Origin of the sequence: Streptomyces sp. NPDC008086 (assembly GCF_042957325.1) — a bacterium.
Taxonomy (GTDB): Bacteria; Actinomycetota; Actinomycetes; order Streptomycetales; family Streptomycetaceae; genus Streptomyces.
The window spans coordinates 658,219-684,746 of record NZ_JBIBIA010000004.1 but is presented as its reverse complement, the minus strand read 5'-3'; the positions used below and the strand labels follow the sequence as shown (position 1 = coordinate 684,746).

Sequence of the window (26,528 nt, the reverse complement as noted above, 5' to 3'; positions counted from 1 at the left end):
CTTGACGGAGTGTCAGCATCGACCTGTCCGTCACAGGCTTCCCGGTGTCACCATCCCCGACTCGTACGCCACGATGACCAGCTGCGCCCGGTCCCGTGCCCCGAGCTTGCCCATGATGCGGCTGACGTGGGTCTTCGCCGTGAGCGGGCTGAGCCCCAACGCCTCGGCGACCTCCGTGTTGTTGAGGCCGCGCGCGACCAGGGCCAGCACCTCGCGCTCGCGTTCGGAGAGGCAGTCGGGTCCGGCCGTCGTGGGCGCGCAGGGGTTGCGCAGGAACCGCTCGATCAGCCGTGCGGTCGGGCCGGGCGACAGCAGCGCCTCCCCCGCGGCCACCGTGCGGATCGCGTCGAGGAGTTCGGCCGGGCGGGTGTCCTTGACGAGGAACCCGGAGGCACCGGCGCGCAGGGCGTCCACGATGTTCTCGTCGGTGTCGTAGGTGGTCAGGACCAGGACCCGCACCCCGGCGAGGTCCTCGTCCGCCGCGATCAGCCGGGTCGCCTCGATGCCGTCGAGGTCGGGCATGCGGATGTCCATGACGACGAGGTCGGCGCGGGCGCTGCGGGCCAGTTCCGCGGCCTGACGGCCGGTGGCCGCCTGGCCGACGACCGCCATGTCCGGCGCCGACTCGACGAGCATGGCGAACGCCTCCCGTACGAGCGTCTGGTCGTCCGCGAGCAGGACGCGGATCATCGGTCTCCTCCCCCGTCGGTGACGAGGCCGGCGCCGACCGGCAGCACGGCGCTCACCTCGAAGCCCCCCTTGTCACGCGGTCCGGCGTCGAGTGTGCCACCCACACTGCGCGCCCGCTCCCGCATCCCGACCAGACCGTAGCCGTTGCCCCGTGTGCCGGCGGCGGGGCAGGGGCCGTCGTCGGTGACGGTCAGGTGCAGGGCGCCGCGCTCCTCGTACAGCTCGACCCGTACGGCCGGTTCGGGTCCCGCGTGCCGGACGACGTTCGTCAGCGCCTCCTGCACGATCCGGTACGCGGCGGCTCCGACGGCGGGCGGCGCCTGACGCACCCGTACCGTCGACTCGACCCGCGCCCCCGCCAGCCGGGCCGCCGCCACCAGGTCCGGCACGCCGTCGAGGCCGGGCAGCGGGCCGCGTGCCTCGCCCGCCGCGCCCTGTTCGCGCAGCACCTCCAGCGTCGTACGGAGTTCACCGCGGGCCGTGCGGCAGGTCTCGGCTATGTCGTCGAGGGACCTGGCGATCGACCGGCGGTCCAGCCGCTCCGGGTCCGCCGCGAGGACGTGTGCGGCCACCGATGTCTGCACGCCGATGAGGGTGATGCTGTGGGCGAGCAGGTCGTGCAGGTCGCGGGCGATGCGCAGGCGTTCCTCGGCGACACGGCGGCGGGCCTCCTCCTCGCGGGTGCGTTCGGCGCGTTCGGCGCGTTCGACGATGGAGGCCACGTACTGGCGGTAGTAGCGGACGTCGATGCCGCAGAAGAGGAACGCGAAGACCCAGCCGGAGATCCGCAGGAGCTCCATCGTCCCGTCGGGGTTGGTGAGGGCGTTGAGGAGCAGGGTCACGCCGAGGACGGCGACGCCGCTGAGCAGGGTGCGGCGCACCGTGCCGGTCGCCGCGACCGTGTACAGCACCACCATGGTCGCGAAGATCGGCGCGGCGTGGTTGTTCTCCAGGGCGTGGTACGGGGCGATGCAGAGCATCACCGCGAGCAGCACCAGCAGCGGACGGCCGCGCCGCCACACGAGCGGCACGTGGGCGGCGAGCAGCAGGGTCCAGCCGAGCGCGTCGGGCCGCATCCCCTTGTCGCCGAGCAGTGCGAGGGCCGTGGCGAGGGCGGCCCAGGCGACGGCCAGCAGGGCGTCGTTGCGGGTGCGGTGCGGGGCGGTCAGGGGGTCGCGGTTGATGGCGGCCATGACCCGCTCGCCGACGCGGGGCCGCTGGGCTGTCGTGGTTGCCTGCACGGGGTTCATCTTCCGGGACTGCGGCGCCCCTCCGTCAGGGGAGGGGCGCCGTGCGGTCAGGGGACGGGGACGGTCACCGGATCCGGTTCCTTCGGCGGGACGGCCGGCCGCGCCCCGCCGGGTTCGCGGGAGAGCCGGCCCGGCCACCACACCGTGCGGCCCAGGGCGACGCTCGCGCTGGTCACCAGGTAGGTGCGCACCAGGAACGTGTCGAGCAGGACGCCCACCGCGATGACGAAGCCCAGCTCGACCAGCGGCACCAGCGGCATGCTGGTGAGCACCGCGAAGGTGGCGGCGAGGACCAGCCCGGCGGAGGCGATGACGCCGCCCGTCGTACGCAGCGCGGTGAGCGCGGCCGTCGCCGGTTCGGCGCCGTTCAGGCACTCCTCGCGCATCCGGTGCATCAGGAAGATGCCGTAGTCGACGCCGAGCGCGACCAGGAACACGAAGGACAGCAGGCCCAGTCCCGGATCGGTGCCCTCGAAGCCGAAGAGCGGCTCGAACACAAGCCCGCCGATGCCGAGCGCCGCGCCCCACACCGCGACCACGGCCGCCACCAGGATCAGCGGCGCGACGACCGAACGCAGCAGGACGACCAGGATCAGCAGCACCGACAGCAGCACGATCGGCACGACGACCATCCGGTCCCGGGCGTTGGTGTCCTTCAGGTCGAGCTGCTCGGCGCTCGCCCCGCCGACGTAGGAGCCGTCGAGCCGGTCGCGCAGGGCCTCGATGGTGGCGGTCTCCCCGGCGGACTGGGGCGGCGCGGTGGCGAGGACGGAGATCTCGGTCCAGCCGTCTCCGGTACGGCCTTCCCGAGCGCTGTCGACCCCGCGGGTGCCGCGGATCGAGGCGAGGGTCTCGTCGGCCCGCTCCCGCGGCGTGATGACGCTGATGGGCTGGGTGCCCCGCTCGGGGTAGGCGGCGGCGAGGGTCTCCATGGCGGCGACCGCGTCGGGCTTGCTGGTGAAGGAGTCCTCCTGCTTGAGGCTGCCGGGCAGGTTCAGGACGCCGAGCGCGAGCGCGCCCAGCAGGACGGCACCGCCGGCGAGGACGGTCAGCGGGCGGCGTCCGGCGGAGCCGCCCATCGCCGTGAACAGGGACCGGCGGGCCTTGGGCGTGCTGCCGTAGCGCGGCACGAGCGGCCAGAACACGCGGCGGCCCAGCAGGACGAGGATCGCGGGCAGCAGCGTCAGCATCGCGGCGAGCGCGCACAGCACGCCGACGGTGCCGAGCGGGCCCATGCCCCGGCTGGAGTTGAGGTCGGCGGCGAGCAGGCACAGCAGTCCGGCGGCGACGGTGCCGGAGGAGGCGAGCACGGCGGGCCCACAGCCCTTGAGGGCGGCGGCCATGGCGTCGTACGGCCGCTCGATCCGCCGCAGCTCCTCCCGGTACCGCGAGACGAGCAGCAGTGCGTAGTCCGTCCCCGCTCCGAACACGAGAATGGTCATGATCCCGGAGCTCTGGCCGGAAACCGACGTCCCGAACCCCTGGTTGAGGCCGTAGGCGACGGCCATCGACAGATAGTCGGCCATGCCGGCCACGGCGAGCGGGACCAGCCACAGGAACGGGCTGCGGTAGATGAGGACCAGCAGCAGGGCGACCACGGCGGCGGTGGTGTAGAGCAGCGGTCCGTCGAGCGAGTCGTAGACCTCGCCCGCGTCGGTGGCGAGCGCGCCCGGCCCGCCGACGTCGACGCTCAGCCCGTCGCCGCCCCGCGCGATGTCCCGTACGTCGCCCACTAGCACGTCCCGCGCCTTCTCGTCCTGCCCCGGCTCGGTGCTGGCGACCGGGTACATCAGGGTGGTGCCGTCCTTGGACGGGATGCCCCGTGGCTCACGGGTGAGCCGGTGGGCGCCGGCGATCCGCTCGATCTGCCCGGCGGCGGTCGCCCGGTCCCGCGCGGTCAGCCCGCCGTCCCGGTGGTAGACGACGACCATCTCGGTCGCCTCGCCACCCGGCAGCCGGTCCTCGATCCTGGCCACCTGCGTGGAGTCGGCGCTCGCCGGCAGGTAGTCGACGGCCCGGTCCCGCTGCACGTCCGCGAGCTTCGACGCGAACGGCGACGCGAGCGCGAGCACGGCGATCCACAGCCCGAGCACGAGCCAGGGCACGGCCCGCCTCCGCCGTGTACTTGTCCTTGCGGCCCCCATGAGACGGGCCCCCCTCCGGGTCGGATGTCTGGGTCGGTTTCCAGACTTCCGGCGCGGGGGCGCGGATTCGTCGGGCGGGAGGGCGAGTTGGGGCCTACTGCCGGGGTCGGCACGACGGGACGACTACTCCCCGGGGAGTACGGCGGAACGCGGCACCTGAGTATCCGTACTCAGGCCCCGCCCCTCGTTTCCCGGCGATGCTGACCGCATGACCACCCCCGCCGGCCTCCCGCACTTTCGCGGCACCAACGTGCCGCCCCCGCCGACCGGACGCCGGTACCTGCCCGTCGCCGCGGACATCGCCCTGGCGGTCGGGCTGCTCGTCCTCGACGCCGTCGGGGCGGTCGCGGCCTTCCTGCTCGGCATCGACGTCAGCGGCGACTGGCGGCCCTTCGACCCGGGCGCGGACAACTCCGACGTCGTGTTCACCGTCGACTGGCTCTACGTGGGCATCGCCGGCGGCGTGATCCTGCTGACCGCCGCGCTGCCGTACCTGCTGCGCGCCTTCGTCAGCGTGGCACTGCAGGTCCTCGCCGGCACAGTCGTCCTGGGCGTCGCGGCCGCGGCCGTGGCGTACCGCTGACGGGCCGGGGCCACGACGGCTAGGGGGTGTTTCGAAGGTCCCGTGCGGTGCCCGCGCCCGCCGCGGCAGCGGCTGGTGTCGCAGCCGGTGCGTGCCCTCGGCGCGGGTGTTTCGAAAGTCCCGTGCGGTGCCCGCGCCCGCCGCGGCAGCGGCTGGTGTCGCAGCCGGTGCGTGCCCTCGGCGCGCCGGACGAAGGCCCTCGTACTGGACGTACTTGGGCCTTTGGCCGGTGCGGCGAGGGTGCGTGCCGGGCGCCGCGGGTGCTGTGCGGGACTTTCGAAACACCCCCTACGACGGTGTGCGGGCCGCCGCCGCCAGCAGGCGGGGCACGTCCTCCGCGCCGATGGTGAGGGCGGCGCCGACCGTCGCCAGGACGTCACGCTCGGCGGGGGTGTACGGGCCGTCGGCCAGGGCGATACGGGCCCCCTGGAGCAGGATCGACTCCCGGCCGGGCGGTGCGAGGTGCGGGGCCAGCGGGTCCAGCGCCTCGTGGAGCTCTATGGCCAGACCGGCACCGCAGGGCTCGGAGAAGACACGTCCGGTGTCCGCCGCGAGGGCCTCGACCAGGGCGCCCAGCTGTTCCTCCGTGCAGTCGTCGAAGCCGGCCGCGCGCACCGTGACCGCCGCCGTCTCCAGGGCCGGCCGGGCACAGGTGCCGCCCGCCGCCAGCACCGCGAGGGCGACGGTGTGGACGGCGTCGCGGAGCATCGCGGAGAAGCGGGTGGTGGTCGGATGGTCGAGCACGTCGGTACCGAAGTGCCGCCGGCAGGCCGCGCACTCCACGACGGGCCCGGTCTCACCACGCGGCAGCACCGGCACCCCGAGGAAGGTGAAGCGGCGATGCCCGCTCAGCCGCTGGTAGTTGCGGTCGCCCCCGCAGCCCGGGCAGAAGAACTCCCCGTCCCCGACGGCCGACCATGCGGTGCGGGTGCCCAGGATGCGCGCAGCCCTGGCGGCACGGCCGTCTCGTCCCCGTCCTGGCAGCACGTCGCACCTCCGTAAGCCCACGGCAACGTCGCCGCGCTTGCGTGATGTTAGCCACATCATGGACGCGCAGTCAGTACCCCGAACGAGACCTTTCCGTGACCTGCACAGGTCAATGGCCGAAAACGAGCGCGCCCCGCCCACCGAGAAACGGTGGGCGGGGCGCCCTGAAGGGGCGCGGGGCTGTGACATTTGCGGCTCCGCCGCGGGGCGCGACCAGCCCCGACGGCGCTGCAGACGACCGACAACACATCGGCACATCCGTGGTCGCGCCGCTCCCCCACGGAGGGAACCGTCAGCGAGCAGCCCGGTTGACGGCCGACACGACCGCCTTCAGCGACGCCCGAGTCGTGTTGGCGTCAATCCCGATCCCCCACAGCACCTTGCCGTCGATCGCACACTCGATGTACGACGCGGCCTGCGCGGACGCGCCCTCGCTCATCGTGTGCTCCTGGTAGTCCAGCAGCCGTACGTCGATCCCGATCGACTGCAGCGCGTCGAAGAAGGCCGAGATAGGACCGTTCCCGGACCCGGTCAGGACCGTGTCCTGACCATCCACCGTGGCCTCCACCTTCAGCGTGTCCACGCCGTCCGTGTCGGTGGTCGACTGGTTGTTCTTGACCTGCACACGCCCCCACGGGTTCTCCGGGTTCGGCAGGTACTCGTCCTGGAAGACCGCCCAGATGTCGCCGCCGGTGATCTCGCCGCCCTCGGCGTCCGTCTTGGCCTGGATCAGCTTCGAGAACTCGATCTGCATCCGGCGCGGCAGGTCCAGCTTGTGGTCGTTCTTCAGGACGTACGCGATACCGCCCTTGCCGGACTGCGAGTTGACGCGGATGACCGCCTCGTACGACCGCCCGACGTCCTTGGGGTCGATCGGCAGGTACGGCACGGCCCACTCGATGTCGTCGACGGTGACACCCTTGGCGGCCGCGTCGGCCTCCATCGCGTCGAAGCCCTTCTTGATGGCGTCCTGGTGGGAGCCGGAGAAGGACGTGTAGACCAGGTCGCCCACGTACGGGTGGCGCGGGTGGACCTCCATCTGGTTGCAGTACTCCCACACGCGACGGATCTCGTCGATGTCGGAGAAGTCGATCTGCGGGTCGACGCCCTGCGAGAACAGGTTCATGCCCAGGGTGACCAGGTCGACGTTGCCGGTGCGCTCGCCCTGCCCGAACAGACAGCCCTCGATGCGGTCGGCGCCGGCCATCAGGGCCAGCTCGGCGGCGGCGACGGCCGTACCGCGGTCGTTGTGCGGGTGGACCGACAGCACGACGTGCTCGCGGCGGGTCAGGTTGCGGTGCATCCACTCGAAGCGGTCCGCGTGCGTGGACGGCGTCGAACGCTCCACCGTGGCGGGCAGGTTGAGGATGATCTCGCGGCCGGGACCGGGCTGGTAGACGTCCATCACCGCCTCGCAGACCTCCAGCGCGAAGTCCAGCTCGGTGTCGGTGAAGATCTCGGGGCTGTACTGGTAGCCGAACTCGGTCTCCGGGCCCAGCAGCTTCTCGGCGTACTCCATCACCAGACGGGTGCCGTCGACGGCGATCTGCTTGATGTCGTCCTTGGAGCCGCGGAAGACGACCCGGCGGAAGACGGGGGCCGTGGCGTTGTACAGGTGGACCGTGGCGCGCTTGGCGCCCTTCAGGGACTCCACCGTGCGCTCGATCAGGTCCTCGCGGGCCTGGGTCAGTACGGAGATGGTGACGTCGTCGGGGATCGCGCCGGGCTCTTCGATGATCGACCGTACGAAGTCGAAGTCCGTCTGTCCCGACGCGGGGAAGCCGACCTCGATCTCCTTGTAGCCCATCTTGACCAGCTGGTCGAACATCCGGCGCTTACGCTCGGGCGACATCGGGTCGATCAGGGACTGGTTGCCGTCGCGCAGGTCCGTGGAGAGCCAGCGGGGGGCGGTGGTGACGCGGTTCTGCGGCCAGGTGCGGTCCGGGATGTCGACCTGCTCGTAGCGGCCGTACTTGTGGATCGGCATGGAACTGGGCTGCTGGCGGTTCGCCATGATGCTTCGGGCTCCTCAGGGTGTCCGGAAGGACGGCCGACGACGCAACGCGAAGCTCCGCGGGGAGGGAGTCGACCTGGACTACAGGCCCTCGCCGCGGCAGCTAAGAAGAAGCAGCCCGAAACGCATGATGCGCAGCATGCTAGCCGAGCCGCTCCCCGTGCGGGGCGTCGTATCAGTATGCGGGACCCGGGGGACGAATAGGACAAAACGTGTCCCATACCACTTCGTCACGGAGCGTGCGGCTCCCTGTCCGCATATTTCACCAATCATGGTGGCGGGTAGTGACAGGGCGGTGACCCAGTGCAAAGGTGCCGGGCATGACGACCAACGGGGGCTTCGAGCCCGTCTTCTGCACCGTCGTACCGCCGCACGTCCTCGACAAACTGGCCCGGAACGACGACCCCGCACTCTCCGGTCCGGCTCGCCGGACCCTGATGCGCGACAGCGAGCTGCGCGGCAGGCGCCGCGTGACGACCGAGTTCGCCCTCGCGGCCGCCCCGACGGCGAAGGCACCGTCGGACCAGCCGCTGCGCACCATCTTCGACGCCGAGCACCGCACCGCCCTGCCCGGTACCAAGGTCCGCGGCGAGGGCGAGGACCCCGGCCAGGACGCCACGGTCAACCGCGCCTACGCCGGCCTCGGCGCCACCTTCGACCTGTTCCTCAAGGCCTACGCCCGCCACTCCATCGACGGCGACGGCCTGCCGCTGGACGCCACCGTCCACTACGACGAGAACTACAACAACGCCTTCTGGAACGGCGAGCAGATGGTGTTCGGCGACGGCGACGGCGAGATCTTCCTCGACTTCACCATCCCGATCGACGTCATCGGCCACGAGCTCAGCCACGGCGTCACCCAGTACACGGCCAACCTGACCTACTACGGCCAGCCCGGCGCCCTGAACGAGTCGATGTCCGACGTCTTCGGCGCGCTCATCAAGCAGTACACGCTCGGCCAGACCGCCGCCGAGGCCGACTGGCTGATCGGCGCGGGACTGCTCGCGCCCGGCGTCTCCGGCAAGGCGCTGCGCTCCATGAAGGAGCCGGGCAGCGCGTACGACGACGACGTCCTCGGCAAGGACCCGCAGCCCGCGACGATGGACGACTACGTCCGCACGGGCCGCGACAACGGCGGTGTCCACATCAACTCCGGCATCCCCAACCACGCCTTCTACCTGGCCGCCACCGCCCTCGGCGGCCACGCCTGGGAGAAGGCGGGACAGATCTGGTACGACGTGCTGACCGGCGGCGAGCTCTCGGACCGGGCCCTGTTCACCGACTTCGCGGGGCTCACGGTGAAGGCCGCCCGGGAGCGCTTCGGCGACGGCGGTGACGAGTTCCAGGCCGTGTCGAAGGCGTGGGAGCAGGTCGGGGTGCGGATCCTGTGAGTCCGTACTAGACAGAGACTCATGCGTATTCAGGTACGGCGCACGGGCGGCTTCGCGGGCATCGAGCGGCACGCCGAGGTGGACACCTCGGGGCGGTCCGACGCCCAGGAGTGGCACGCCCTGGCCGAGAGAGCGGTCGCGTCCGGCCGGGGCACGCCCCCCGTCGGGGTCCCGGACGGCTTCAGCTACCAGATCACCGTGGACGGCCGGACGGTGTACTGCGCGGATCCGCGGCTCACGGACGAGCAGCGGAAGCTGATCTCGCGGGTCCTGAAGGAGGGTGCGTGAGGCAGCCGCATGAGGAAGGCACGTAACGGGCAGTTCATGCCGGGGCGTTGACTTCCGTTACCGCCGGTACGGATGATCCGGCGCATGGCGATCGATGAGCGCGGTACGCAGAGTCCGATACCCCGGTTCCCGGCCGGCTTCCTGTGGGGCGTCTCGACGTCCGCCCACCAGATCGAGGGCGCCGTGGCCGAGCGCCAGCGGTCCGTGTGGGACGCCTTCACGGCCGAGCCGGGACGGGTGAAGGACGGTTCCACGGCCGAGTTGGCCTGTGACCACTACCACCGCTACCCCGAGGACGTGGCGCTCCTCGCCGACCTGGGCGTGGACGCGTACCGCTTCTCCATCTCGTGGCCCCGCGTGAACACCCCGGACGGCCTCGGCTTCTACGACCGCCTGGTCGACGAGCTGTGCGCGGCGGGCGTACGGCCCGTGCCGACGCTCTTCCACTGGGACCTGCCGGTCGGTCTCGACTGGCTCGACCGGGACACGGCCGACCGTTTCGCCGCGTACGTGTCCGTGGTCGCCGAGCGGCTGGGCGACCGCGTCGGCAAGTGGATCACGATCAACGAACCCGCCGAGCACACCCTCCTGGGCCACGCCCTGGGCACCCACGCCCCGGGCCGCAAGCTCCTCTTCGACGCCCTCCCCGTCGCCCACCACCAGCTGCTGGCCCACGGCCGGGCCGTACAGGCGCTGCGCGCGGCCGGCGCGACGGACGTCGGGATCGCCAACTCGCACGGCCCGACCTGGCCGGCCTCCCAGGAGCAGGCGGACCTGGAGGCGGCGGACTTCTACGACACCCTCCTCAACCGTCTCTTCGCCGACCCCCTGCTGCTCGGCCAGTACCCGGACGGCATCGGCGAGTTGATGCCCGGGGACGTCGAAGCGGACCTGAAGGTGATCTCCGAACCCCTCGACTTCTACGGCGTCAACTACTACGCGCCGACCCGCGTGGGCGCCCCGCAGGGCACCGAGATCGAGTTCGGCGGGGTGCGCATGCCGGCCGAACTGCCTTTCTCGGTGCGGGAGATCGAGGGCGTGCCGACCACGGACTTCGGCTGGCCGGTGGTCCCCGAGGCTCTGACGGAACTGCTCGCCGGCTTCCGCGACCGCTACGGCGACCGGCTCCCGCCGATCGTCATCACCGAGAACGGCTGCTCGTACGAGGGCGTCGACGACCAGGAGCGGATCGCCTACCTGGACGGCCACATCCGCGCACTGCACCGGGCGGTCGAGGCCGGCGTGGACGTACGCGGCTACTTCGTCTGGTCGCTGCTGGACAACTTCGAGTGGGCCGAGGGGTACGCGCGACGGTTCGGGCTCGTGCACGTGGACTTCGAGGACCCGGCGACGCTGAAGCGCACACCGAAGGCGTCGTACCGCTGGCTGCGGGACGTCCTCCGGACGCGGGGATGACACTCGACGCCCTCGCCGAACCCACGGACCGGGTCGGCAGGGGCTGGACCGCCGCGCTGTCGCTGGCCAACGTGGCGATCTGGGTGGGCTGGTACGGCCCGCTGCAGATCCTGCTGGCCCGGCAGGCGGAGGACTTCGCGCCCGGCACCGGGATGTCGAAGGAGACGCTGCTGGCATGGGTGACCGGCGTGGGCGCGGCGGTGTCGCTGGCGGCGAACCCGTTCTTCGGCGCCCTGTCGGACCGCACCGCGGCCCGCTGGGGCCGCCGTACGCCGTGGATCGTGGCCGGTGCGGCGGGCGGTGCGCTGTCGTTGCTGCTGCTCGCCGGGGCGAGCGGGCTGTGGGTGATGGCGGTCGGCTGGTGCCTGGTGCAGCTGACCCTGAACGCGGCCTTCGCGGCGGTGACGGCGGCGGTGCCGGACCGGGTGCCGCGGCTCCAACGGGGCGTGGTGGGCGGGTGGTTGGGCGCGGCCCAGATCCTCGGGGCGGTCGTGGGCACGGGCCTGGCGACGGCGGCCGGCGGGATCGCGGCGGGGTACGTGGCGTGCGCGGTGTTCACGGCGGCGGGGGTGCTGCCGTACGTGCTGCGCTACCGCGACCTGCGGCTCGGGGCCGCGGACCGTGCGGCGTGGTCCTGGGGTGCCTTCGCACGCGGCTTCTGGCTGAGCCCGCGCCGCTACCCGGACTTCGGCTGGGCCTGGCTGACCCGCTTCCTGATCAACCTCAGCAACGCGCTGGTGCTTCTCTACCTGTTGTACTACCTGCGGGACCGCCTCCACCACGAGGACCCCGAGCAGGGCGTGCTGATCCTCACCGCCGTGGACACCGTGGCGCTGCTGGCCACGGTCGTGGTGGGCGGGGTCTGGTCCGACCGCGTGGGCCGCCGCAAGCCCTTCGTGAGGTGGTCCGGGGTGCTGATGGCCGCGGCCACGGCCCTGCTGGCCGGCTGGCAGACCTGGGCGGGCGCGATCGTCGTGGCGGCCTTGCTGGGCGTGGCCCTGGGGGTGTTCATGTCGGTCGACTTCGCGCTGATGACGGACGTCCTGCCCACGGCGCGCGACCGGGGCAAGGACCTGGGCGTCATCAACGTGGCCAACGCCCTGCCCCAGGTCGCGGCGCCCGCCCTCGCCGCACCGATCGTCACCCACCTCGGCGGATATCGCGTGCTGTACGCGGTGGCGGCGGCGGTGGGGCTGGCCGGGGCGGTGCTGGTGGGGCGGATCAGGGGTGTGGACTAGGGCCTGTCGTTTGGATCAGGCTGGCTGAGAGAGACAGCGCCTTTCTGCCAACCCGAGCGGGGTCAGCTCAGCATTCGCCGCCCCACCGTGCGCTGTGCAGGGTGACGGGGCCCTCGAAGGTCACCATGTTGGTGTCGTTCGGGTAGTGCAGGCACCCCTTGAAGTTGCCGCCGTTCTCCGGCGTGGTGGTGAGGTTGTACCAGATGTGGTCGGCACCCGGCTGGCGCACACCGTTGTTGACGATGGTCACCCCGTTTGCCGAGCGCAGGTCGTACAGGTTCCCCTTCGACTTCCACGTCGGCTTGCCCGACGCCGTGTCGTTGTTCCACACGCAGACGTATTCCCTGGGGCAGTCCGCGGGGGCGGCCGTCGCCGGCGGCGCCGCGGCCACCCCCATGGCACCCATCATCAGCACTGCCGCCACACCCATGCCGGCCTTCTTGCGCAACCGTGCCTTCATCATGTCGCCCCTCCGTTTTCGGTCACTCGGGGCAGCCGTGGTCAGTTGGACCGCCCCCGAGTGACCCAGCATCGCGCGTGGTTCAGGACACCGGTCCCTGACATCTGTCAGGCAACCGGAGGCCGGTCACAGCGCTCCGGCCTCCCGGGCCGCGTAGACCGACGGGTACAGCGGGCGGTAGCCCAGCTCCCGGCGGATACGGACGGTGGAGGTGATCACGTGCCACGGGTCGGGGTCCGTGCGGTCGTACAGTTCGGCCGGGACGTCGACGCCGTTCAGCTGGTGCAACTCGACCGCCGTGACGGGGGCGTCGTCGGCGATGTTGTAGACGCGGCCCGCGATGCCCGGCGCGTGCAGGATGCGCAGCAGCGCCTGGGCGACGTCCGCGTGATGGCCCATCTGGAGCCGTTGGGTGGCCGCCCAGTGCCGGGCCCACATCAGCGACTGGGCGAGATGCGGATCGCCCTCGCCGTAGACGAAGGGGAGCCGGCCCACGCGCACGTCCAGGCCCTCCAGCGCGAGCAGTTCCCGCTCGGCCGCCGCCTTGGACTCCGGGTAGGCGCCCCACATCGGCCCGCCGGGCCGCGTCTCGTCGTCCTCCGTCAGCGGGCGGCCCCGTCCGGTGCCGTACACCAGACCCGTGCTGACCTGCACGAACCTCCTCACTCCGGCCGTCTGCGCGGCCCGGCCCAGCTCGACGGCCGCGTCCCGGTTGACCGACCACGCCTCCTCGTCCGGCACCCCGCGGAAGGCCGCCGCGACGTTCACGACCGCGTCGACCCCGGCGACCGCCTTGCCGAGCGCCTCCGCGTCCCGCAGGTCGCCGACGACGACCTCGGCGCCCAGTTCCGCGTACGGCTCGCCCCGCCCCGCGTCCCGGACCAGCACCCTGACCCGCTCCCCCGCCCTGGCCTGCGCCAGCAGCCTCGGCACGAAGCGTCGGCCGACCTGTCCTGTCGTCCCCGTCACCAACGTCAGCATGTCCTGCTCCTCTCGTCACCGACCACCCTCGGACGGGGCCGGGGAGAGCGGGAGAGACCCGTTGATCAGGGGATCGGCAGTCCCTGGATAAGCGGGCCGCGCTGCCGCAGGCTGGAGGGGTGAACCGAGCCGAACTCGCCGACTTCCTGCGCCGTGGCCGCGCCCGGCTGACCCCGTCGGACGTGGGCCTGACACCGGGCACCCGGCGTCGCACGCCCGGTCTGCGCCGCGAGGAGGTGGCGCAGCTGGCGGGCATGTCGGTGGACTACTACACCCGCCTCGAACAGTCCCGTGGCCCGCGCCCGTCCCGCCAGATGTTGACGGCGCTGGCCCGCGCGCTGCGCCTGGCCGACGTCGAGCAGGACCACCTCTTCCATCTGGCCGGCGAGGAGCCCCCGCGGCGCGAGACGGCGTCGGCGCATGTCCGCCCGGGGCTGCTGCTGATCCTGGACCGGCTGCACGACACCCCGGCGCAGGTGGTGAACGACTGCGGCGAGGTGCTGGCCCAGAACGCGATGGCGAAGGCCCTGGTCGGCGACGTGATGTCCCGCCCGCGGCGCGAGCGCAACCTGACCCGGCTCTTCTTCCTGGACCCGACCGCGCGCGCCCTCTTCCCGCAGGAGGACCTCGCCGGCCACGCCCGCACCCATGTCGCCACCCTGCGCGCGGTGGCCGCGGCCCGCCCCGACGACCCGGAACCGGCCGCGCTGGTGGCCGAACTACGGGCGTCCAGCGAGGAGTTCGCCCGCCTCTGGGACGCGCACGAGGTGTCCCAGCGCAACCGGGCGACGAAACGCTTCGTCCACCCCCTGGTCGGCCTCCTGGAACTGGACTGCGAGGTCATGGTCAGCCACGAACACCATCACCTCCTGGTCGTCCACACCGCCCGCCCGGGCACGGAGGCCTACGAGCGCCTGCAACTGCTGCGCGTGGTGGGCCTTCAGGACATGTCGCCCAGCGTTCCGTAGGTGACTCATGGGTAGTTGAGGCCGGAAATCACCCTTGCCGACCCCCGCCCCACGCGTATCAATGGAAACGGCGGTTCCGACGGACCGTCAGATTCGGCTCTCAAGCAGTGTGTCCGTACCCACCCTGCCGAGCAGTTCCACCACCCCCACAGGCAAGGCAGACGGAATTCCCCCACCCCCGAAAGGGAGCGAATCCCCATGAGACGCATACGAATCGGAGCTGGTGCGACGCTGGTCGCCGGGGCCCTCGCGGTCACCGGACTGGCCTTCGCGCCCGCCGCCTACGCCGTCGCCCCCGGCACGGCCACGATCACCGCCGACTGCGGCAGCTTCGGCGGTGGCGAGGCCACCCTCACGGCGACGCAGAACGGCACCGCCGCCACCCTCACCGTCAACTCCTCCGCGATCACCGCGCCGATCGCGCTCGGGGAGGACTCGATCTCCTCGACGCTCACCCTCGTGAAGGCGAGCGGCGGGACCGTCGCCTTCAGCGGCACGGAGAACCCGGCGATGGCCGCCGGCGACCCCGTCCAGGTCGGCCCGCTCAGCGGCACCGTCGCCTCCGGGGACAGCCTGGAGGCCTTCGGCGGCTCTCTGCAGATGACCGTCTTCGGCATCACCATCACCTGCACGGCGACCGGGCCGCAGTCGCCGGGCCCGTTCGTGTTCGACTGACGATCAGCAGGGGGCGCGGTCCCGGCGTCCGGCGCTCACAGCGCGTCGGGGCCGCGCTCGCCCGTCCGGACCCGTACGACCGTGTCGACCGGCAGCGCCCAGACCTTGCCGTCGCCGATCTTGCCGGTCTGGGCGGCCTTCACGATGGCGTCGATGACGTCGTCGGCCGCCGCGTCGTCGACGACGACCTCGATCCGGACCTTCGGTACCAGGTCGACCTGGTACTCCGCGCCCCGGTACACCTCGGTGTGGCCGCGCTGCCGGCCGTAGCCGCTCGCCTCGGTCACGGTCAGACCGTGCACGCCGATTTCCTGGAGGGCGGTCTTGACCTCGTCGAGCCGGTAGGGCTTGACGATCGCGGTGATCAGCTTCATGCCTGCTTCTTGACCTTCTGCGCGGCGGGGACGGACGTGGAGAGGTACGAGGTGACCGGGGCACCGTGCCCCAGGACCCCGTGATCGTAGGCGCTCTCGGCGTGCACCGTAAGATCCAGGCCCTTGTGCTCCTGCTCCTCGCTCGCCCGGAAGCCCATCGCCTTGTCGATGACCTTGCCGATGCCGTAGGTGACGAGGAAGGCGTACGCCGCCACGACCACGATCGCCACCGCCTGCTTGCCGAGCTGCGCGAGTCCGCCGCCGTGGAGCAGCCCCTCGGCGCCGCCCGTCATGGTGGCCGTCGCGAAGACGCCGATCAGGAGGGTGCCGATGACGCCGCCGACCAGGTGGACGCCGACGACGTCCAGCGAGTCGTCGTAGTCGAACCGGAACTTCCAGGCCACGGCGTACGAGCAGACGACACCGGCGGCGAGGCCGATGACGAGCGCGCCCAGCAGCGACACCGAGCCGCAGGACGGCGTGATGGCGACGAGACCGGCGACCGCGCCGGAGGCGGCGCCCAGCGTCGTCGGGTGGCCGTCGCGCTTGTGCTCGACGAAGAGCCAGCCGAGCAGACCGGTGCAGCCGGCGGCGAGGGTGTTGAGGAAGACGGCGGCCGCGAGCCCGTTGGCGCCGAGCGCGGAACCCGCGTTGAAGCCGAACCAGCCGAACCACAGCAGTCCCGCTCCGAGCACGACCATCGGCAGATTGTGCGGCCGCATCGCGTCCTTCTTGAACCCGAGCCGCGGCCCGAGGACCAGGCAGAGCGCCAGTCCGGAGGCGCCGGAGGTGATCTCGACCGGGAGTCCGCCGGCGAAGTCGAGGGCGCCGAGGTGCTCGAGGATCCAGCCGCCGGGGCCCCAGGTCCAGTGGGCGACCGGAACGTATACGAGCAGCGCCCACACCGGCACGAACACGACCCATGCCCCGAACTTCGCCCGGTCCGCTACCGCGCCGCTGACCAGCGCGGCGGTGATGATCGCGAAGGTCAGCTGGAAGGTGGCGAACAGCAGGGTCGGGATGGTGCCCTGGACGCTGTCCGGACCGAGACCGGCCATCCCGGCGTGCTCCAGCCCGCCGATCAGCCCGCCGGCCGCGTCGTCCCCGAAGGCGAGCGAGTACCCGCAGGCCAGCCACACGACGGTGACGAGCGCGATGGACACGAAGCTCATCAACAGCATGTTGAGGACGCTCTTCGTGCGGACCATGCCGCCGTAGAACAGGGCCAGGCCCGGGGTCATCAGCAGGACGAGGGCGGTGGCGGCGAGCAGCCAGGCGGTGTCGCCGGTGTCGACGCTTGCGGCGGCGAGGGTCACGGTCGTCTCCAACGGTGCGAGGGCTCGTCAGAGATTCACCGGTTCGCGTTTCCGGCCGCGTACGGGTGTGTTTCGGCGACGTTTCGTTGCGTGGGGGTTTCCGGAAGCTCACCGGGCGGGCCGCGGTCGGGCGCGTGTGCGGCAGGGCTCTGTGGATCAGGGAGAATGGGCGCCATGAGCGTTCGCAGTAAGTCATCCGAGCCGTCCGAGGCGCCCCATCGCGCCGGCTTCGCCTGCTTCGTGGGCCGCCCCAACGCGGGCAAGTCCACGCTGACGAATGCTCTGGTCGGCCAGAAGGTGGCGATCACCGCGAACCAGCCGCAGACGACGCGGCACACCGTGCGCGGGATCGTGCACCGGGACGACGCCCAGCTGATCCTGGTCGACACCCCCGGCCTGCACAAGCCGCGCACGCTGCTCGGCGAGCGGCTCAACGACGTCGTCCGGACGACCTGGGCGGAGGTCGACGTGATCGGCTTCTGTCTGCCGGCGAACGAGAAGCTCGGCCCCGGTGACCGCTTCATCGCGAAGGAACTCGCGTCGATCAAGAAGACGCCGAAGATCGCGATCGTCACCAAGACCGACCTCGTGGACAGCAAGACCCTCGCCGAACAGCTCATCGCGATCGACCAGCTCGGCAAGGAACTCGGCTTCGAGTGGGCCGAGATCGTCCCCGTCTCGGCCGTCGGCGACAAGCAGGTGGGCCTGCTCGCCGACCTGATCGTCCCGCTGCTCCCGGAGGGCCCGGCGCTCTACCCCGAGGGCGACCTCACGGACGAGCCCGAGCAGGTCATGATCGCCGAGCTGATCCGCGAGGCGGCCCTGGAGGGCGTCCGCGACGAGCTTCCGCACTCCATCGCGGTCGTGGTGGAGGAGATGCTCCCCCGCGAGGACCGCCCCGCCGACAAGCCCCTCCTCGACATCCACGCCTTCGTCTACATCGAGCGCCCGAGCCAGAAGGGCATCATCATCGGCCCCAAGGGCAAGCGCCTGAAGGACGTCGGCATCAAGTCCCGGAAGCAGATCGAGGCGCTGCTGGGGACGCCGGTCTTCCTGGACCTGCATGTGAAGGTGGCGAAGGACTGGCAGCGGGATCCCCGGCAGCTGCGGAAGCTGGGGTTCTGAGGTCTGCGAGCCCTGGATCGGCCTGAACCGCCGGCCGCGAACCTCCTCCACATCCTCGTGAAACCTGGCTGCTGAAAAGCCTTACGGCGTTGTCAGTCCCCCGGCGTACCCTGGAAATCGCCAGGCCGCCCATGTGGCGGGCGAGTCGTATCGAGGAGGACGAGCAAGGCCTACGAGCCGGCCCATGACTCAGACACCCACAGCTCACACACCCGCGCAGGGACAGGCGAGAGCACAGTTCACCGTCCCCGCCCAGCACCCCATGGTGACCGTGCTGGGGTCCGGCGACTCCCTGCTGCGCGTGGTCGAGAAGGCCTTCCCGGCAGCCGACATCCATGTCCGGGGCAACGAGATCAGCGCGGTCGGCGACGCCGCTGAAGTCGCCCTCATCCAGCGCCTGTTCGACGAGATGATGCTGGTGCTCCGCACCGGACAGCCGATGACGGAGGACGCAGTGGAACGCTCGATCGCCATGCTCAGAGCCAGCGAGAACGGAGAGGGCCCGGAGGAGACCCCGGCCGAGGTCCTCACCCAGAACATCCTCTCCTCGCGCGGCCGCACGATCCGCCCCAAGACCCTCAACCAGAAGCGGTACGTCGACGCGATCGACAAGCACACGATCGTCTTCGGCATCGGTCCCGCCGGTACGGGCAAGACCTACCTCGCCATGGCCAAGGCGGTGCAGGCCCTGCAGTCCAAGCAGGTCAACCGCATCATCCTGACCCGGCCGGCGGTGGAGGCGGGCGAGCGGCTCGGGTTCCTCCCGGGCACGCTCTACGAGAAGATCGACCCGTACCTGCGCCCGCTGTACGACGCGCTGCACGACATGCTCGACCCCGACTCGATCCCCCGGCTGATGGCCGCCGGGACCATCGAGGTCGCGCCGCTCGCCTATATGCGCGGCCGCACGCTCAACGACGCCTTCATCATCCTGGACGAGGCCCAGAACACCAGCCCCGAGCAGATGAAGATGTTCCTCACCCGTCTCGGCTTCGACTCGAAGATAGTCATCACCGGTGACGTCACCCAGGTCGACCTCCCGGACGGCACCAAGTCCGGACTGCGGCAGGTGCAGGACATCCTGGACGGCGTCGAGGACGTCCACTTCTCCAGGCTGTCCTCGCAGGATGTCGTCCGGCACAAGCTGGTCGGCCGTATCGTCGACGCGTACGAGAAGTTCGACAACAAGCACGGCACCCAGAACGGCACGCACAAGGGGCAGAGCCGGGGCAAGTCCGGGCACAAGGGGAAGTAGAGACCGAGCAGCACCATGTCGATCGACGTCAACAACGAGTCCGGAACCGAGGTCGACGAGCAGGCGATCCTCGACATCGCCCGCTACGCGCTCGCGCGGATGCGCATCCACCCGCTCTCCGAGCTCTCGGTGATCGTCGTGGACGCCGACGCCATGGAGCAGCTCCACATCCAGTGGATGGACCTGCCCGGTCCGACGGATGTCATGTCCTTCCCGATGGACGAACTGCGGCCGCCGTCGAAGGACGACGACGAGCCGCCCCAGGGCCTCCTCGGCGACATCGTGCTGTGCCCCGAGGTCGCCGCCAAGCAGGGCGCCGAGGCGCCCACGCAGCACTCCATGGACGAGGAGCTCCAGCTGCTCACCGTCCATGGCGTGCTGCATCTGCTCGGGTACGACCACGAGGAGCCGGACGAGAAGGCCGAGATGTTCGGTCTCCAGGCCGCCATCGTGGACGGCTGGCGTTCGGAGAAGGGCATGACGGGCCCGTCGCCGGCCCCGACCGTGTCATGAGCCTTCCCCTCGTCTCCGGTGCCATCGCCCTGGTGGTCGTGGCCTGGCTCGCCGCCTGCGCCGAGGCCGGTCTGGCGCGCGTCTCCAGCTTCCGCGCCGAGGAGGCCGTACGCGGCGGGCGGCGCGGCAGCGAGAAGCTCGCGCTGGTCGCCGCGGACCCGACGCGCTATCTGAACGTGGCGCTGCTGGTGCGCGTGGCCTGCGAGATGGCCGCCGCCGCGCTCGTCACGTACGCCTGTCTGCAGGAGTTCGACAGCACCACCGAGGCACTGCTGGTCGCGATAGCGGTCATGGTGCTGGTGTCGTACGTCGCCGTCGGGGTCTCCCCGCGCACCATCGGCCGCCAGCACCCGCTGAACACGGCGACGGCGGCGGCGTACGTCCTGCTGCCGCTCGCCCGGATCATGGGCCCGATCCCGTATCTGCTGATCCTCATCGGCAACGCGCTCACCCCCGGCAAGGGCTTCCGCCGGGGACCGTTCGCCTCCGAGGCGGAGCTGCGGGCGCTGGTCGACCTCGCCGAGAAGGAGTCGCTGATCGAGGACGAGGAGCGCCGGATGGTGCACTCGGTCTTCGAGCTGGGCGACACCCTGGTACGGGAGGTCATGGTCCCGCGCACCGACCTCGTCGTCATCGAGCGGTACAAGACCATCCGCCAGGCGCTCACCCTCGCCCTGCGCTCCGGTTTCTCACGGATCCCGGTGGTCGGGGAGAGCGAGGACGACGTGGTGGGGATGGTGTACCTGAAGGACCTGACCCGCAAGACGCACATCTCGCGGGATGCGGAGAGCGAGCTGGTGTCGACGGCGATGCGGCCCGCGTTCTTCGTGCCCGACACCAAGAACGCCGGTGACCTGCTGCGCGAGATGCAGAAGGAGCGCAACCACGTCGCCGTCGTCATCGACGAGTACGGCGGCACCGCCGGCATCGTCACCATCGAGGACATCCTCGAGGAGATCGTCGGCGAGATCACCGACGAGTACGACCGTGAACTGCCGCCGGTGGAGGAGCTGGGCGAGGACCGCTACCGCGTCACCGCCCGCCTCGACATCACCGACCTGGGCGAGCTGTACGGCCTCGACGAGTACGACGACGAGGACGTGGAGACGGTCGGCGGGCTGCTGGCGAAGGCGCTGGGCCGGGTCCCGATCGCCGGGGCGTCGTCGGTGGTCGAGCTGCCCGACGCCCGTGAGCTGCGACTGACCGCGGAGGCGGCGGCCGGCCGGCGGAACAAGATCGTGACGGTGCTGGTGGAGCCGGTGGCCTCGGTGCCGGCGGCGGAGGAGGAGCGGGAGGCGAAGGCGGAGTGAGCCCCGAGGAGCTGCGCGGTCTCTGTCTGTCGTTCAACGCCGCCGTGGAGGACTTCCCCTTCAACCCGGACATCTCCGTCTTCAAGGTCCTGGGCAAGATGTTCGCCCTGAGCTGGATGGACGCCCGCCCGCTCACCGTCAACCTCAAGTGCGACCCGGAGGACGCGGTCCGGCTGCGCGACGAGCATCCCGGCCTGATCATCCCCGGCTATCACATGAACAAGCGGCACTGGAACACGGTGACGGTCGACGGCGAGCTCCCGGACCGGCTGGTCCGGGAGCTCGTCGAGGACTCGTACGACCTGGTCGTGGCGGGTCTGCCGAGGGCGGACCGGCTCCGTCTCGACCGCCCCTGAGCCGCCCGTCACACCGAGCGGGCCGTCCGCCTGGTCCGCAGGCCGATCGCGACCAGCACCGCCGCGGCGAGCACGATCCCCGCGTCGAGCGCCAGGACCGTGCGGGTGCCGGACAGCAGGTCGCCGGAGGTCGTCGCGAGGACGCCGAGCAGCGGGATGCCGACGGTGAGGCCGACCTGCTGGGTGGAGGTGACCAGGCCGGTGGCCAGGCCCTGCTCCTCGTCGGGGACGCCCGAGGTGACCGTCAGGCCGTAGGAGATGATCGCGCCCAGGTGGAACATGCTGGCCAGCGAGACGGCGGCCGTGGCGAGCCAGACGGACCAGGTGTGGGCGTTCAGGAAGACCAGGCCGGCGACGAAGGCGCCCTGCCCCGCGAGCGAGACGACCAGTGTGCGGCGGGCGCCGAGACGGCTGACGAACCTCGGGACGAGGGTGCCCGCGAGCACCGACATGACGCCCTGGACCCCGAAGACCAGGCCGGTCTGCCACGCCGACAGACGCAGGATCTCCTGGAGGTACAGGGTGAGGACGAAGATCACCGTCGACATCATCGAGAAGGTGACCAGGCCACCCAGATTGCCCCAGGCCACCGTGCGGCGCCGCAGCATGGGCAGGGAGACCAGGGGTGCCGCGGTGCGGGACTCGATGACCGCGAAGGCCGCGAGGAGCGCGAGGCCGGCGATCAGGGTCGTGACGACGTCGATGCGGGCGAAGCCGTGGTCGGCGGCCGTCGTCAGGGCGTAGATCAGGGACAGCAGACCGCCGGTGACGGTCACGGCCCCCGGGACGTCCAGCTGTGGGCGGTCCGGGGTGCGGGACTCCGGCAGCAGGCCGGGGGCGAGCGGCAGCACGACGAGGGCGAAGACCGCGAGCAGACCCATGGTGGAGCGCCAGCCGAACGCGTCGGTCAGGACGCCGCCCGCGACCATGCCGATGGTGAAGCCGAGCGACATCAGCGTGCCGGAGATCCCCAGGGCGCGGTCCCGGGCGGGGCCCTCGGCGAAGGTCGTGGTCAGCAGGGACATGCCGGTCGGGACGATGACCGCGGCGCCGAGACCCTGCAGGGCGCGGCCCGCGAGGAACGACGCCGGGTCCCATGCGAACGTCGCGAGCACCGAGGCGGCGGCGAACAGGGCGAGGCCGGTGAGGAACAGCTTGCGGCGGCCGTAGAGGTCGCCGATGCGGCCGAAGAGCAGGAGGAAGCCGCCGGACGGCAGCGCGAACGCCGTGACCGCCCACTGCAGTGCCGACTGGCTCATGCCGAGGTCGGCGCCGAGGACGGGCAGGGCGACGTTCAGGACGGAGAAGTCCAGCGCGACCATGAACTGGGCGGCGCACAGGACGAACAGGACGAGTTTGTCGCGCGTCGACATCCTCGGGGTGTCGAGCGGTGGGGCTGGGGTCGGTGTCGTGGTGGGACTGGTGGTGTCGATCGCCATGGGTAACAGCCTGCTGGCGTCGGAATAGCCGTGGGGAGCGGCAAGTTGTGCTGGTGGTGGCACCACCAGCCAACAGAACGAGGGGGATCCGTACGTGTCCGTGGACACGCTGAAGAGTCATCGGCGGCGCGAGCTGCGCGAGTTCCTGATGAGCAGGCGGGCCCGGGTGACCCCGGCCGACGCGGGACTGCCGGACGGTGGCGCGCGGCGCCGTACGCCCGGGTTGCGGCGCGAGGAGGTCGCCGTGCTCGCCGGGGTGGGTGCCTCCTGGTACCAGTGGCTGGAGCAGGGGCGGGACATCTCCGTGTCGCCGCAGGTGCTGGACTCGGTGGGCAGGGTGCTGCGGCTGAGCAACGCCGAGCGCCGGCATCTGTATCTGCTGGCCGGGCTGAATCCGCCGGAGCGCGAAGTGGCGCCGGAGAAGCGGGACATGTGCGACGGGCTGCGGCGGCTGATCGACGCGTGGATGCCCTATCCGGCGCACATCATGGACCGGTACTACAACGGCGTGCTCTACAACGACGCCGCCGCGAGCGTGCTCGGTATGCGGCCCGGCGAGCGGTGGAACTGCCTGATCGATTTCTTCACGGACCCGATGTACCGGTCGCGTTCGCGGAGTTGGGAGCAGAACGCCCGTACGGTCGTGGCGCAGTTCCGTGCCCTGTGCTCGGCCTCTCCCGACGACGAGGGCTTCCAGTCCGTGCTGGCCGAGGCGAGGGCGTCCAGTCCGGAGTTCACGGCGCTGTGGGAGCGGCGGGACATCGAGGACGCCGGGCAGATCCGCAAGGAGCTGGACCATCCGCTCGTCGGGCTGCTGTGCCTGGAGTCGAGCGTGATGCAGATGCCGGTGCGGCCCGACCTGTCGATCGTCCTGCACACGCCGCTGGACGAGGCGAACACGGCGGCGAAGCTGGAGTGGCTGGCCTCGCCGGAGGGGCGGCGCGGGGCGATGTACCCCGTGGCGGGGTAGGACGGGTGGCTCTACGTATGCTCAGCGCATGACCGACAACAGCGCGCTCGACCCCGAGGACCGCAAGATCGTCACCCTGGCCCGTTCCGCGCGGGCCCGCAACGGTGTGGCCGAGGGGGCGGCCGTGCGGGACGACACCGGCCGTACCTATGTCGCCGGGACCGTCGAACTGGACTCCCTCAAGCTGAGCGCGCTGCGGACCGCTGTGGCGATGGCGGTGGCTTCCGGGGCCGCGGCGTTGGAGGCGGCGGCTGTGGTGACGGAGGCGGAGGCCGTTCCGGCGGAGGATCGGGCGGCTGTGCGGGATCTTGGGGGGCCGGGGACGCCGGTGTTGGTGGCGGGGCTGGACGGGGTGGTCCGGGCCACGGTGACGGCAGGCTGACCTCCGGGCCCTTTCCTCGCCCCCGCCGCCCCTACCCGTCCCATCCTCCTGGGGCTCCGCCCCAGACCTCGCTCCTCAAACGCCGGAGGGGCTGAATGTGCCCTGCCGGTGGCTACACGGGCCCGGGCATTCTCAGCCCGTCCGGCGTTTTGAGGACGAGGCCCGAAGGGCCGACAGTGGGGGTCTGAGGGGCGGAGCCCCCAGGGATGGGACGAGTAGGGGCGGCGGGGGCGAGGTTCGAAGGGCGGGGGACTCTGGGGGGTGTCAGGCTGAGGGCAGAGGATCTGCGAAGGGAATCGGCATGATCACCACCGACCTCACCCCCGGCTCCCCCTGCTGGCTGGACCTCGGCACCCCCGACGTCACAACCGCCGCGTCCTTCTACGGCACGGTGCTCGGCTGGGAGTACGAGTCCATGGGCGGTTCGGAGGACTTCGAAGGCGGGATGTTCAAGAAGGACGGCAAGACCGTCGCCGGCCTCGGCAAGCTCACCGAGGCCGGCGCCCGCTCGGCCTGGATGATCTACTACACCGTCGACGACGCGGACGCGACGGCACAGGCGGTGGAGCGAGCGGGCGGCACCGTACGGGTAGCGCCGATGGATCTCGAGGACTGGGGCCGGATGGCCCAGTTCAACGATCCGTTGGGCGGCCAGTTCGCGGTCTGGCAACCGGGCACCAACTCCGGCTTCGAGCTGGCGGACGAGACGGGTTCGCTGTCGTGGACCGAGCTGTACACGAGCGACGCCGCGGCGGCGAAGGAGTTCTACGGCCAGATCTTCGGCTGGCAGTACAGCGAGATGGAACTGCCGGGCGGCGGAGGCACGTACACCCTCATCACCCCGGCCGGAAAGCCCGAGGACCGGATGCAGGGCGGCCTGATGGAACTGCCCGCGGAGAACCTCGCGCTGGCGGACGGGAAGCCGTACTGGCACCCGGTGTTCAACGTCGACGACTGCGACGCGGCGGTGGCGAGGGTCACCGGGAACGGCGGCGGTGTGCAGATGGGACCGGACGACGCGGAGGGCGTCGGCCGGCTGGCGGTCTGCCTGGACCCGGCGAACGCGGACTTCGTGGTGCTGAAGCCGGCCCCACCGACCTGACCAGGGCCTCCCGCCTGCCCCCTGCTCTCACGCCGACCGACGGAACCCGATCGTCGGCACCGCCCGCCGCAGCGGCCACGGTCTCCCCTCCTCCTCCGGCACCAGGTCCGCCAGGAACGCGTACCGGCGCAGCGCCTCGGGGTCCTGCCGGTCGAGGGACTGGACCTTGCGCCACCAGGCGCCGATCTCGGCCCAGCCGGGGGCGGACAGGGAGCCGCCGAACTCCTGGACCGAGAGGGCTGCCGTGAGCCCGGCGAAGGCGAGGCGGTCGGCGAGCGGCCAGTCGGCGAGGGTGCCGGTGACGAAGCCGGCCACGAAGACGTCCCCGGCGCCCGTCGGGTCCAGGGCCTCCACGGCGATGGCGGGCACGACGGCCGTCTCCCCGGTCCGCCCGTCCACGGCGTACGCGCCCTCCGCGCCGAGGGTGACCACCGCGACCGGGACGTACGCGGTGAGGGCGTGGGCCGCCTCGCGCGGGCAGTCGGCGCCGGTGTACCGCATGGCCTCCTCGGCGTTCGGCAGGAACGCCTCGCAGTGCTCCAGGTCGGCCAGCCCGGCGAGGTTCCACGCCCCCGTGTCGTCCCAGCCGACGTCGGCGAAGATCCGGGTGCCCTTGCTCGCGGCCTGCGCGATCCAGGAGGCCCGCCGGCCCGGGACGAGGGAGGCCACGGCGGCGCGCGCGCGTGGCGGGCAGTCCGGCGCGGGCTCCTCCGGGGGCGGCTCGTGGCCGTGGGAGACCATCGTGCGCTCCCCCTCGTACGCCATCGACACCGTCACCGACGAGTGCCAGCCGGGGACGGTGCGCGAGGGCGAGAGGTCGATGCCCTCGCCGTGCTCCAGCGCGTCCCAGCAGTACTCGCCGTAGTGGTCGTCGCCGAAGGCCGCCGCGAGGGACGTCTTCAGGCCGAGCCGGGCCAGGGCGGTCGCCATGTTCGCCACCCCGCCGGGACTGGAGCCCATCCCGCGCGCCCAGGACTCGGTGCCACGCACCGGGGCCGAGTCGAGGCCGGTGAAGATGATGTCGAGGAAGACCGTGCCCGTGAGGTACACGTCCCAGGGCGGGTCGGCGGGTGTGCGCAGACCGGCGAGGGGGTCGACCTGGCTGCGGCGGTGCGGCCCCCCTGCTCTGGACGACGGACGCTGCGGCAGGGCTCCCTTGCCGGTCGGCGCGGTGGGCGTGGTCACGGTGCGCTCCCTGACGTGGTGCTGATCTGGCCAGTGTGCACCACGTCACCGACAACGCCACCGTGATCCAGCCCGCGCCCCGCGTGGACGGGATCACCCGCCCGGTCGGCGGGGCG

General features: G+C 71.4%; 26 protein-coding genes. 15 read left to right on the top strand and 11 right to left on the bottom strand.

Going from position 1 to position 26,528, the window contains the following annotated elements; all coding sequences use genetic code 11:
- Window positions 1-30: 30 nt before the first annotated feature.
- The 3 genes from ACFZBP_RS17250 to ACFZBP_RS17240 are packed head-to-tail and all read right to left on the bottom strand — an operon-like array spanning window position 31 to window position 4,084.
- The gene (locus ACFZBP_RS17250) at window positions 31-690 is read right to left on the bottom strand and encodes a response regulator (RefSeq protein WP_391413893.1); all 660 of its coding nucleotides are present in this window, start codon (window positions 688-690) and stop codon (window positions 31-33) included.
- Window positions 687-1,940, bottom strand: coding sequence for a histidine kinase (locus ACFZBP_RS17245; protein WP_391413891.1), 1,254 nt, complete (start codon window positions 1,938-1,940; stop codon window positions 687-689). The genes ACFZBP_RS17250 and ACFZBP_RS17245 overlap by 4 nt, the downstream gene beginning before the upstream one ends.
- A gap of 47 nt (window positions 1,941-1,987) precedes the next feature.
- Complete coding sequence (locus tag ACFZBP_RS17240; protein ID WP_391413889.1) at window positions 1,988-4,084, bottom strand: MMPL family transporter; 2,097 nt, start codon at window positions 4,082-4,084, stop codon at window positions 1,988-1,990.
- A gap of 208 nt (window positions 4,085-4,292) precedes the next feature.
- Between ACFZBP_RS17240 and ACFZBP_RS17235 the strand changes: the two genes are divergently transcribed.
- Window positions 4,293-4,667 carry a DUF6234 family protein gene (locus ACFZBP_RS17235; protein ID WP_391413886.1) on the top strand — a complete coding sequence of 125 codons (375 nt, stop codon included), beginning with the start codon at window positions 4,293-4,295 and terminating at the stop codon, window positions 4,665-4,667.
- Between the two features lie 288 nt (window positions 4,668-4,955).
- Here the strand turns inward: ACFZBP_RS17235 and ACFZBP_RS17230 are convergent, their stop codons facing one another.
- Both ACFZBP_RS17230 and leuA read right to left on the bottom strand, forming a co-directional pair.
- A complete protein-coding gene (locus tag ACFZBP_RS17230) occupies window positions 4,956-5,654 on the bottom strand; it encodes a TerB family tellurite resistance protein (protein ID WP_383450937.1) in 699 nt (232 codons plus the stop codon).
- Between the two features lie 292 nt (window positions 5,655-5,946).
- Complete coding sequence (leuA, locus tag ACFZBP_RS17225) at window positions 5,947-7,668, bottom strand: 2-isopropylmalate synthase (protein WP_383450940.1); 1,722 nt, start codon at window positions 7,666-7,668, stop codon at window positions 5,947-5,949.
- A gap of 320 nt (window positions 7,669-7,988) precedes the next feature.
- Here leuA and ACFZBP_RS17220 point away from each other — a divergent pair, with 320 nt between their 5' ends.
- The 4 genes from ACFZBP_RS17220 (at window position 7,989) to ACFZBP_RS17205 (ending at window position 12,001) form a co-directional block, all read left to right on the top strand.
- Complete coding sequence (locus ACFZBP_RS17220; protein ID WP_383450943.1) at window positions 7,989-9,059, top strand: M4 family metallopeptidase; 1,071 nt, start codon at window positions 7,989-7,991, stop codon at window positions 9,057-9,059.
- Between the two features lie 21 nt (window positions 9,060-9,080).
- On the top strand, window positions 9,081-9,347 hold the full coding sequence (locus tag ACFZBP_RS17215; protein WP_391413883.1) for a protealysin inhibitor emfourin: 267 nt from the start codon (window positions 9,081-9,083) through the stop codon (window positions 9,345-9,347).
- A 72-nt stretch (window positions 9,348-9,419) separates the two neighbouring features.
- The gene (locus ACFZBP_RS17210) at window positions 9,420-10,763 is read left to right on the top strand and encodes a GH1 family beta-glucosidase (protein WP_391413881.1); all 1,344 of its coding nucleotides are present in this window, start codon (window positions 9,420-9,422) and stop codon (window positions 10,761-10,763) included.
- Window positions 10,760-12,001: an MFS transporter gene (locus tag ACFZBP_RS17205; protein WP_391413879.1), complete on the top strand. Its 1,242-nt coding sequence runs from the start codon at window positions 10,760-10,762 to the stop codon at window positions 11,999-12,001. Before ACFZBP_RS17210 ends, ACFZBP_RS17205 begins: the two co-directional genes overlap by 4 nt.
- Before the next feature lie 67 nt (window positions 12,002-12,068).
- Here the strand turns inward: ACFZBP_RS17205 and ACFZBP_RS17200 are convergent, their stop codons facing one another.
- Together ACFZBP_RS17200 and ACFZBP_RS17195 are read right to left on the bottom strand one after the other, a co-directional pair.
- Window positions 12,069-12,464, bottom strand: coding sequence for a peptidase inhibitor family I36 protein (locus tag ACFZBP_RS17200; RefSeq protein WP_391413876.1), 396 nt, complete (start codon window positions 12,462-12,464; stop codon window positions 12,069-12,071).
- Window positions 12,465-12,587: 123 nt separating this feature from the next.
- Window positions 12,588-13,442: an NAD-dependent epimerase/dehydratase family protein gene (locus ACFZBP_RS17195; RefSeq protein ID WP_391413874.1), complete on the bottom strand. Its 855-nt coding sequence runs from the start codon at window positions 13,440-13,442 to the stop codon at window positions 12,588-12,590.
- 119 nt (window positions 13,443-13,561) lie between these two features.
- Between ACFZBP_RS17195 and ACFZBP_RS17190 the strand changes: the two genes are divergently transcribed.
- Window positions 13,562-14,410, top strand: coding sequence for a helix-turn-helix transcriptional regulator (locus ACFZBP_RS17190; protein WP_383450966.1), 849 nt, complete (start codon window positions 13,562-13,564; stop codon window positions 14,408-14,410).
- Window positions 14,411-14,608: 198 nt separating this feature from the next.
- A complete protein-coding gene (locus ACFZBP_RS17185; protein ID WP_383450969.1) occupies window positions 14,609-15,085 on the top strand; it encodes a hypothetical protein in 477 nt (158 codons plus the stop codon).
- Between the two features lie 35 nt (window positions 15,086-15,120).
- Here the strand turns inward: ACFZBP_RS17185 and ACFZBP_RS17180 are convergent, their stop codons facing one another.
- Window positions 15,121-15,459 carry a P-II family nitrogen regulator gene (locus tag ACFZBP_RS17180; RefSeq protein WP_062724541.1) on the bottom strand — a complete coding sequence of 113 codons (339 nt, stop codon included), beginning with the start codon at window positions 15,457-15,459 and terminating at the stop codon, window positions 15,121-15,123.
- On the bottom strand, window positions 15,456-16,787 hold the full coding sequence (locus ACFZBP_RS17175) for an ammonium transporter (protein ID WP_391413872.1): 1,332 nt from the start codon (window positions 16,785-16,787) through the stop codon (window positions 15,456-15,458). The genes ACFZBP_RS17180 and ACFZBP_RS17175 overlap by 4 nt, the downstream gene beginning before the upstream one ends.
- Before the next feature lie 153 nt (window positions 16,788-16,940).
- On the opposite strand from ACFZBP_RS17175, the gene era reads away from it, so the two are divergent.
- The 5 genes from era (at window position 16,941) to ACFZBP_RS17150 (ending at window position 21,334) form a co-directional block, all read left to right on the top strand.
- Window positions 16,941-17,900, top strand: a complete 960-nt coding sequence (gene era, locus ACFZBP_RS17170) for a GTPase Era (protein ID WP_391413870.1) — start codon at window positions 16,941-16,943, stop codon at window positions 17,898-17,900.
- Window positions 17,901-18,084: 184 nt separating this feature from the next.
- The gene (locus ACFZBP_RS17165) at window positions 18,085-19,155 is read left to right on the top strand and encodes a PhoH family protein (RefSeq protein ID WP_383450978.1); all 1,071 of its coding nucleotides are present in this window, start codon (window positions 18,085-18,087) and stop codon (window positions 19,153-19,155) included.
- 15 nt (window positions 19,156-19,170) lie between these two features.
- Window positions 19,171-19,668 carry an rRNA maturation RNase YbeY gene (gene ybeY, locus ACFZBP_RS17160; protein WP_383450981.1) on the top strand — a complete coding sequence of 166 codons (498 nt, stop codon included), beginning with the start codon at window positions 19,171-19,173 and terminating at the stop codon, window positions 19,666-19,668.
- On the top strand, window positions 19,665-20,978 hold the full coding sequence (locus ACFZBP_RS17155; RefSeq protein ID WP_391413867.1) for a CNNM domain-containing protein: 1,314 nt from the start codon (window positions 19,665-19,667) through the stop codon (window positions 20,976-20,978). Before ybeY ends, ACFZBP_RS17155 begins: the two co-directional genes overlap by 4 nt.
- Entirely contained in the window at window positions 20,975-21,334 is a 360-nt protein-coding gene (locus ACFZBP_RS17150) for an MmcQ/YjbR family DNA-binding protein (protein WP_383450988.1), read from the top strand. Before ACFZBP_RS17155 ends, ACFZBP_RS17150 begins: the two co-directional genes overlap by 4 nt.
- An 8-nt stretch (window positions 21,335-21,342) precedes the next feature.
- On the opposite strand, the gene ACFZBP_RS17145 is transcribed toward ACFZBP_RS17150, so the two are convergent.
- Window positions 21,343-22,773, bottom strand: a complete 1,431-nt coding sequence (locus ACFZBP_RS17145; RefSeq protein WP_391413865.1) for an MFS transporter — start codon at window positions 22,771-22,773, stop codon at window positions 21,343-21,345.
- Window positions 22,774-22,921: 148 nt separating this feature from the next.
- On the opposite strand from ACFZBP_RS17145, the gene ACFZBP_RS17140 reads away from it, so the two are divergent.
- The 3 genes from ACFZBP_RS17140 (at window position 22,922) to ACFZBP_RS17130 (ending at window position 25,227) form a co-directional block, all read left to right on the top strand.
- Entirely contained in the window at window positions 22,922-23,743 is an 822-nt protein-coding gene (locus ACFZBP_RS17140; protein WP_383451560.1) for a helix-turn-helix transcriptional regulator, read from the top strand.
- 28 nt (window positions 23,744-23,771) lie between these two features.
- Window positions 23,772-24,125, top strand: a complete 354-nt coding sequence (locus ACFZBP_RS17135) for a cytidine deaminase (RefSeq protein ID WP_383450994.1) — start codon at window positions 23,772-23,774, stop codon at window positions 24,123-24,125.
- A 301-nt stretch (window positions 24,126-24,426) separates the two neighbouring features.
- Window positions 24,427-25,227, top strand: a complete 801-nt coding sequence (locus tag ACFZBP_RS17130) for a VOC family protein (RefSeq protein ID WP_391413863.1) — start codon at window positions 24,427-24,429, stop codon at window positions 25,225-25,227.
- Window positions 25,228-25,254: 27 nt separating this feature from the next.
- Here ACFZBP_RS17130 and ACFZBP_RS17125 read toward each other — a convergent pair whose 3' ends face one another.
- Window positions 25,255-26,412: a PfkB family carbohydrate kinase gene (locus tag ACFZBP_RS17125; RefSeq protein ID WP_391413861.1), complete on the bottom strand. Its 1,158-nt coding sequence runs from the start codon at window positions 26,410-26,412 to the stop codon at window positions 25,255-25,257.
- Window positions 26,413-26,528 lie beyond the last annotated feature (116 nt).

What these genes read in the sequence shown, in the direction of transcription:
- ACFZBP_RS17250 (WP_391413893.1), bottom strand. Translation starts at nt 690, where the DNA reads ATGATCCGCGTCCTGCTCGCGGACGACCAGACGCTCGTACGGGAGGCG.
- ACFZBP_RS17245 (WP_391413891.1), bottom strand. Translation starts at nt 1,940, where the DNA reads ATGAACCCCGTGCAGGCAACCACGACAGCCCAGCGGCCCCGCGTCGGC.
- ACFZBP_RS17240 (WP_391413889.1), bottom strand. Translation starts at nt 4,084, where the DNA reads ATGGGGGCCGCAAGGACAAGTACACGGCGGAGGCGGGCCGTGCCCTGG.
- ACFZBP_RS17235 (WP_391413886.1), top strand. Translation starts at nt 4,293, where the DNA reads ATGACCACCCCCGCCGGCCTCCCGCACTTTCGCGGCACCAACGTGCCG.
- leuA (WP_383450940.1), bottom strand. Translation starts at nt 7,668, where the DNA reads ATGGCGAACCGCCAGCAGCCCAGTTCCATGCCGATCCACAAGTACGGC.
- ACFZBP_RS17220 (WP_383450943.1), top strand. Translation starts at nt 7,989, where the DNA reads ATGACGACCAACGGGGGCTTCGAGCCCGTCTTCTGCACCGTCGTACCG.
- ACFZBP_RS17215 (WP_391413883.1), top strand. Translation starts at nt 9,081, where the DNA reads ATGCGTATTCAGGTACGGCGCACGGGCGGCTTCGCGGGCATCGAGCGG.
- ACFZBP_RS17210 (WP_391413881.1), top strand. Translation starts at nt 9,420, where the DNA reads ATGATCCGGCGCATGGCGATCGATGAGCGCGGTACGCAGAGTCCGATA.
- ACFZBP_RS17205 (WP_391413879.1), top strand. Translation starts at nt 10,760, where the DNA reads ATGACACTCGACGCCCTCGCCGAACCCACGGACCGGGTCGGCAGGGGC.
- ACFZBP_RS17200 (WP_391413876.1), bottom strand. Translation starts at nt 12,464, where the DNA reads ATGATGAAGGCACGGTTGCGCAAGAAGGCCGGCATGGGTGTGGCGGCA.
- ACFZBP_RS17195 (WP_391413874.1), bottom strand. Translation starts at nt 13,442, where the DNA reads ATGCTGACGTTGGTGACGGGGACGACAGGACAGGTCGGCCGACGCTTC.
- ACFZBP_RS17185 (WP_383450969.1), top strand. Translation starts at nt 14,609, where the DNA reads ATGAGACGCATACGAATCGGAGCTGGTGCGACGCTGGTCGCCGGGGCC.
- ACFZBP_RS17180 (WP_062724541.1), bottom strand. Translation starts at nt 15,459, where the DNA reads ATGAAGCTGATCACCGCGATCGTCAAGCCCTACCGGCTCGACGAGGTC.
- era (WP_391413870.1), top strand. Translation starts at nt 16,941, where the DNA reads ATGGGCGCCATGAGCGTTCGCAGTAAGTCATCCGAGCCGTCCGAGGCG.
- ACFZBP_RS17165 (WP_383450978.1), top strand. Translation starts at nt 18,085, where the DNA reads ATGACTCAGACACCCACAGCTCACACACCCGCGCAGGGACAGGCGAGA.
- ybeY (WP_383450981.1), top strand. Translation starts at nt 19,171, where the DNA reads ATGTCGATCGACGTCAACAACGAGTCCGGAACCGAGGTCGACGAGCAG.
- ACFZBP_RS17155 (WP_391413867.1), top strand. Translation starts at nt 19,665, where the DNA reads ATGAGCCTTCCCCTCGTCTCCGGTGCCATCGCCCTGGTGGTCGTGGCC.
- ACFZBP_RS17145 (WP_391413865.1), bottom strand. Translation starts at nt 22,773, where the DNA reads ATGGCGATCGACACCACCAGTCCCACCACGACACCGACCCCAGCCCCA.
- ACFZBP_RS17140 (WP_383451560.1), top strand. Translation starts at nt 22,922, where the DNA reads ATGAGCAGGCGGGCCCGGGTGACCCCGGCCGACGCGGGACTGCCGGAC.
- ACFZBP_RS17135 (WP_383450994.1), top strand. Translation starts at nt 23,772, where the DNA reads ATGACCGACAACAGCGCGCTCGACCCCGAGGACCGCAAGATCGTCACC.
- ACFZBP_RS17130 (WP_391413863.1), top strand. Translation starts at nt 24,427, where the DNA reads ATGATCACCACCGACCTCACCCCCGGCTCCCCCTGCTGGCTGGACCTC.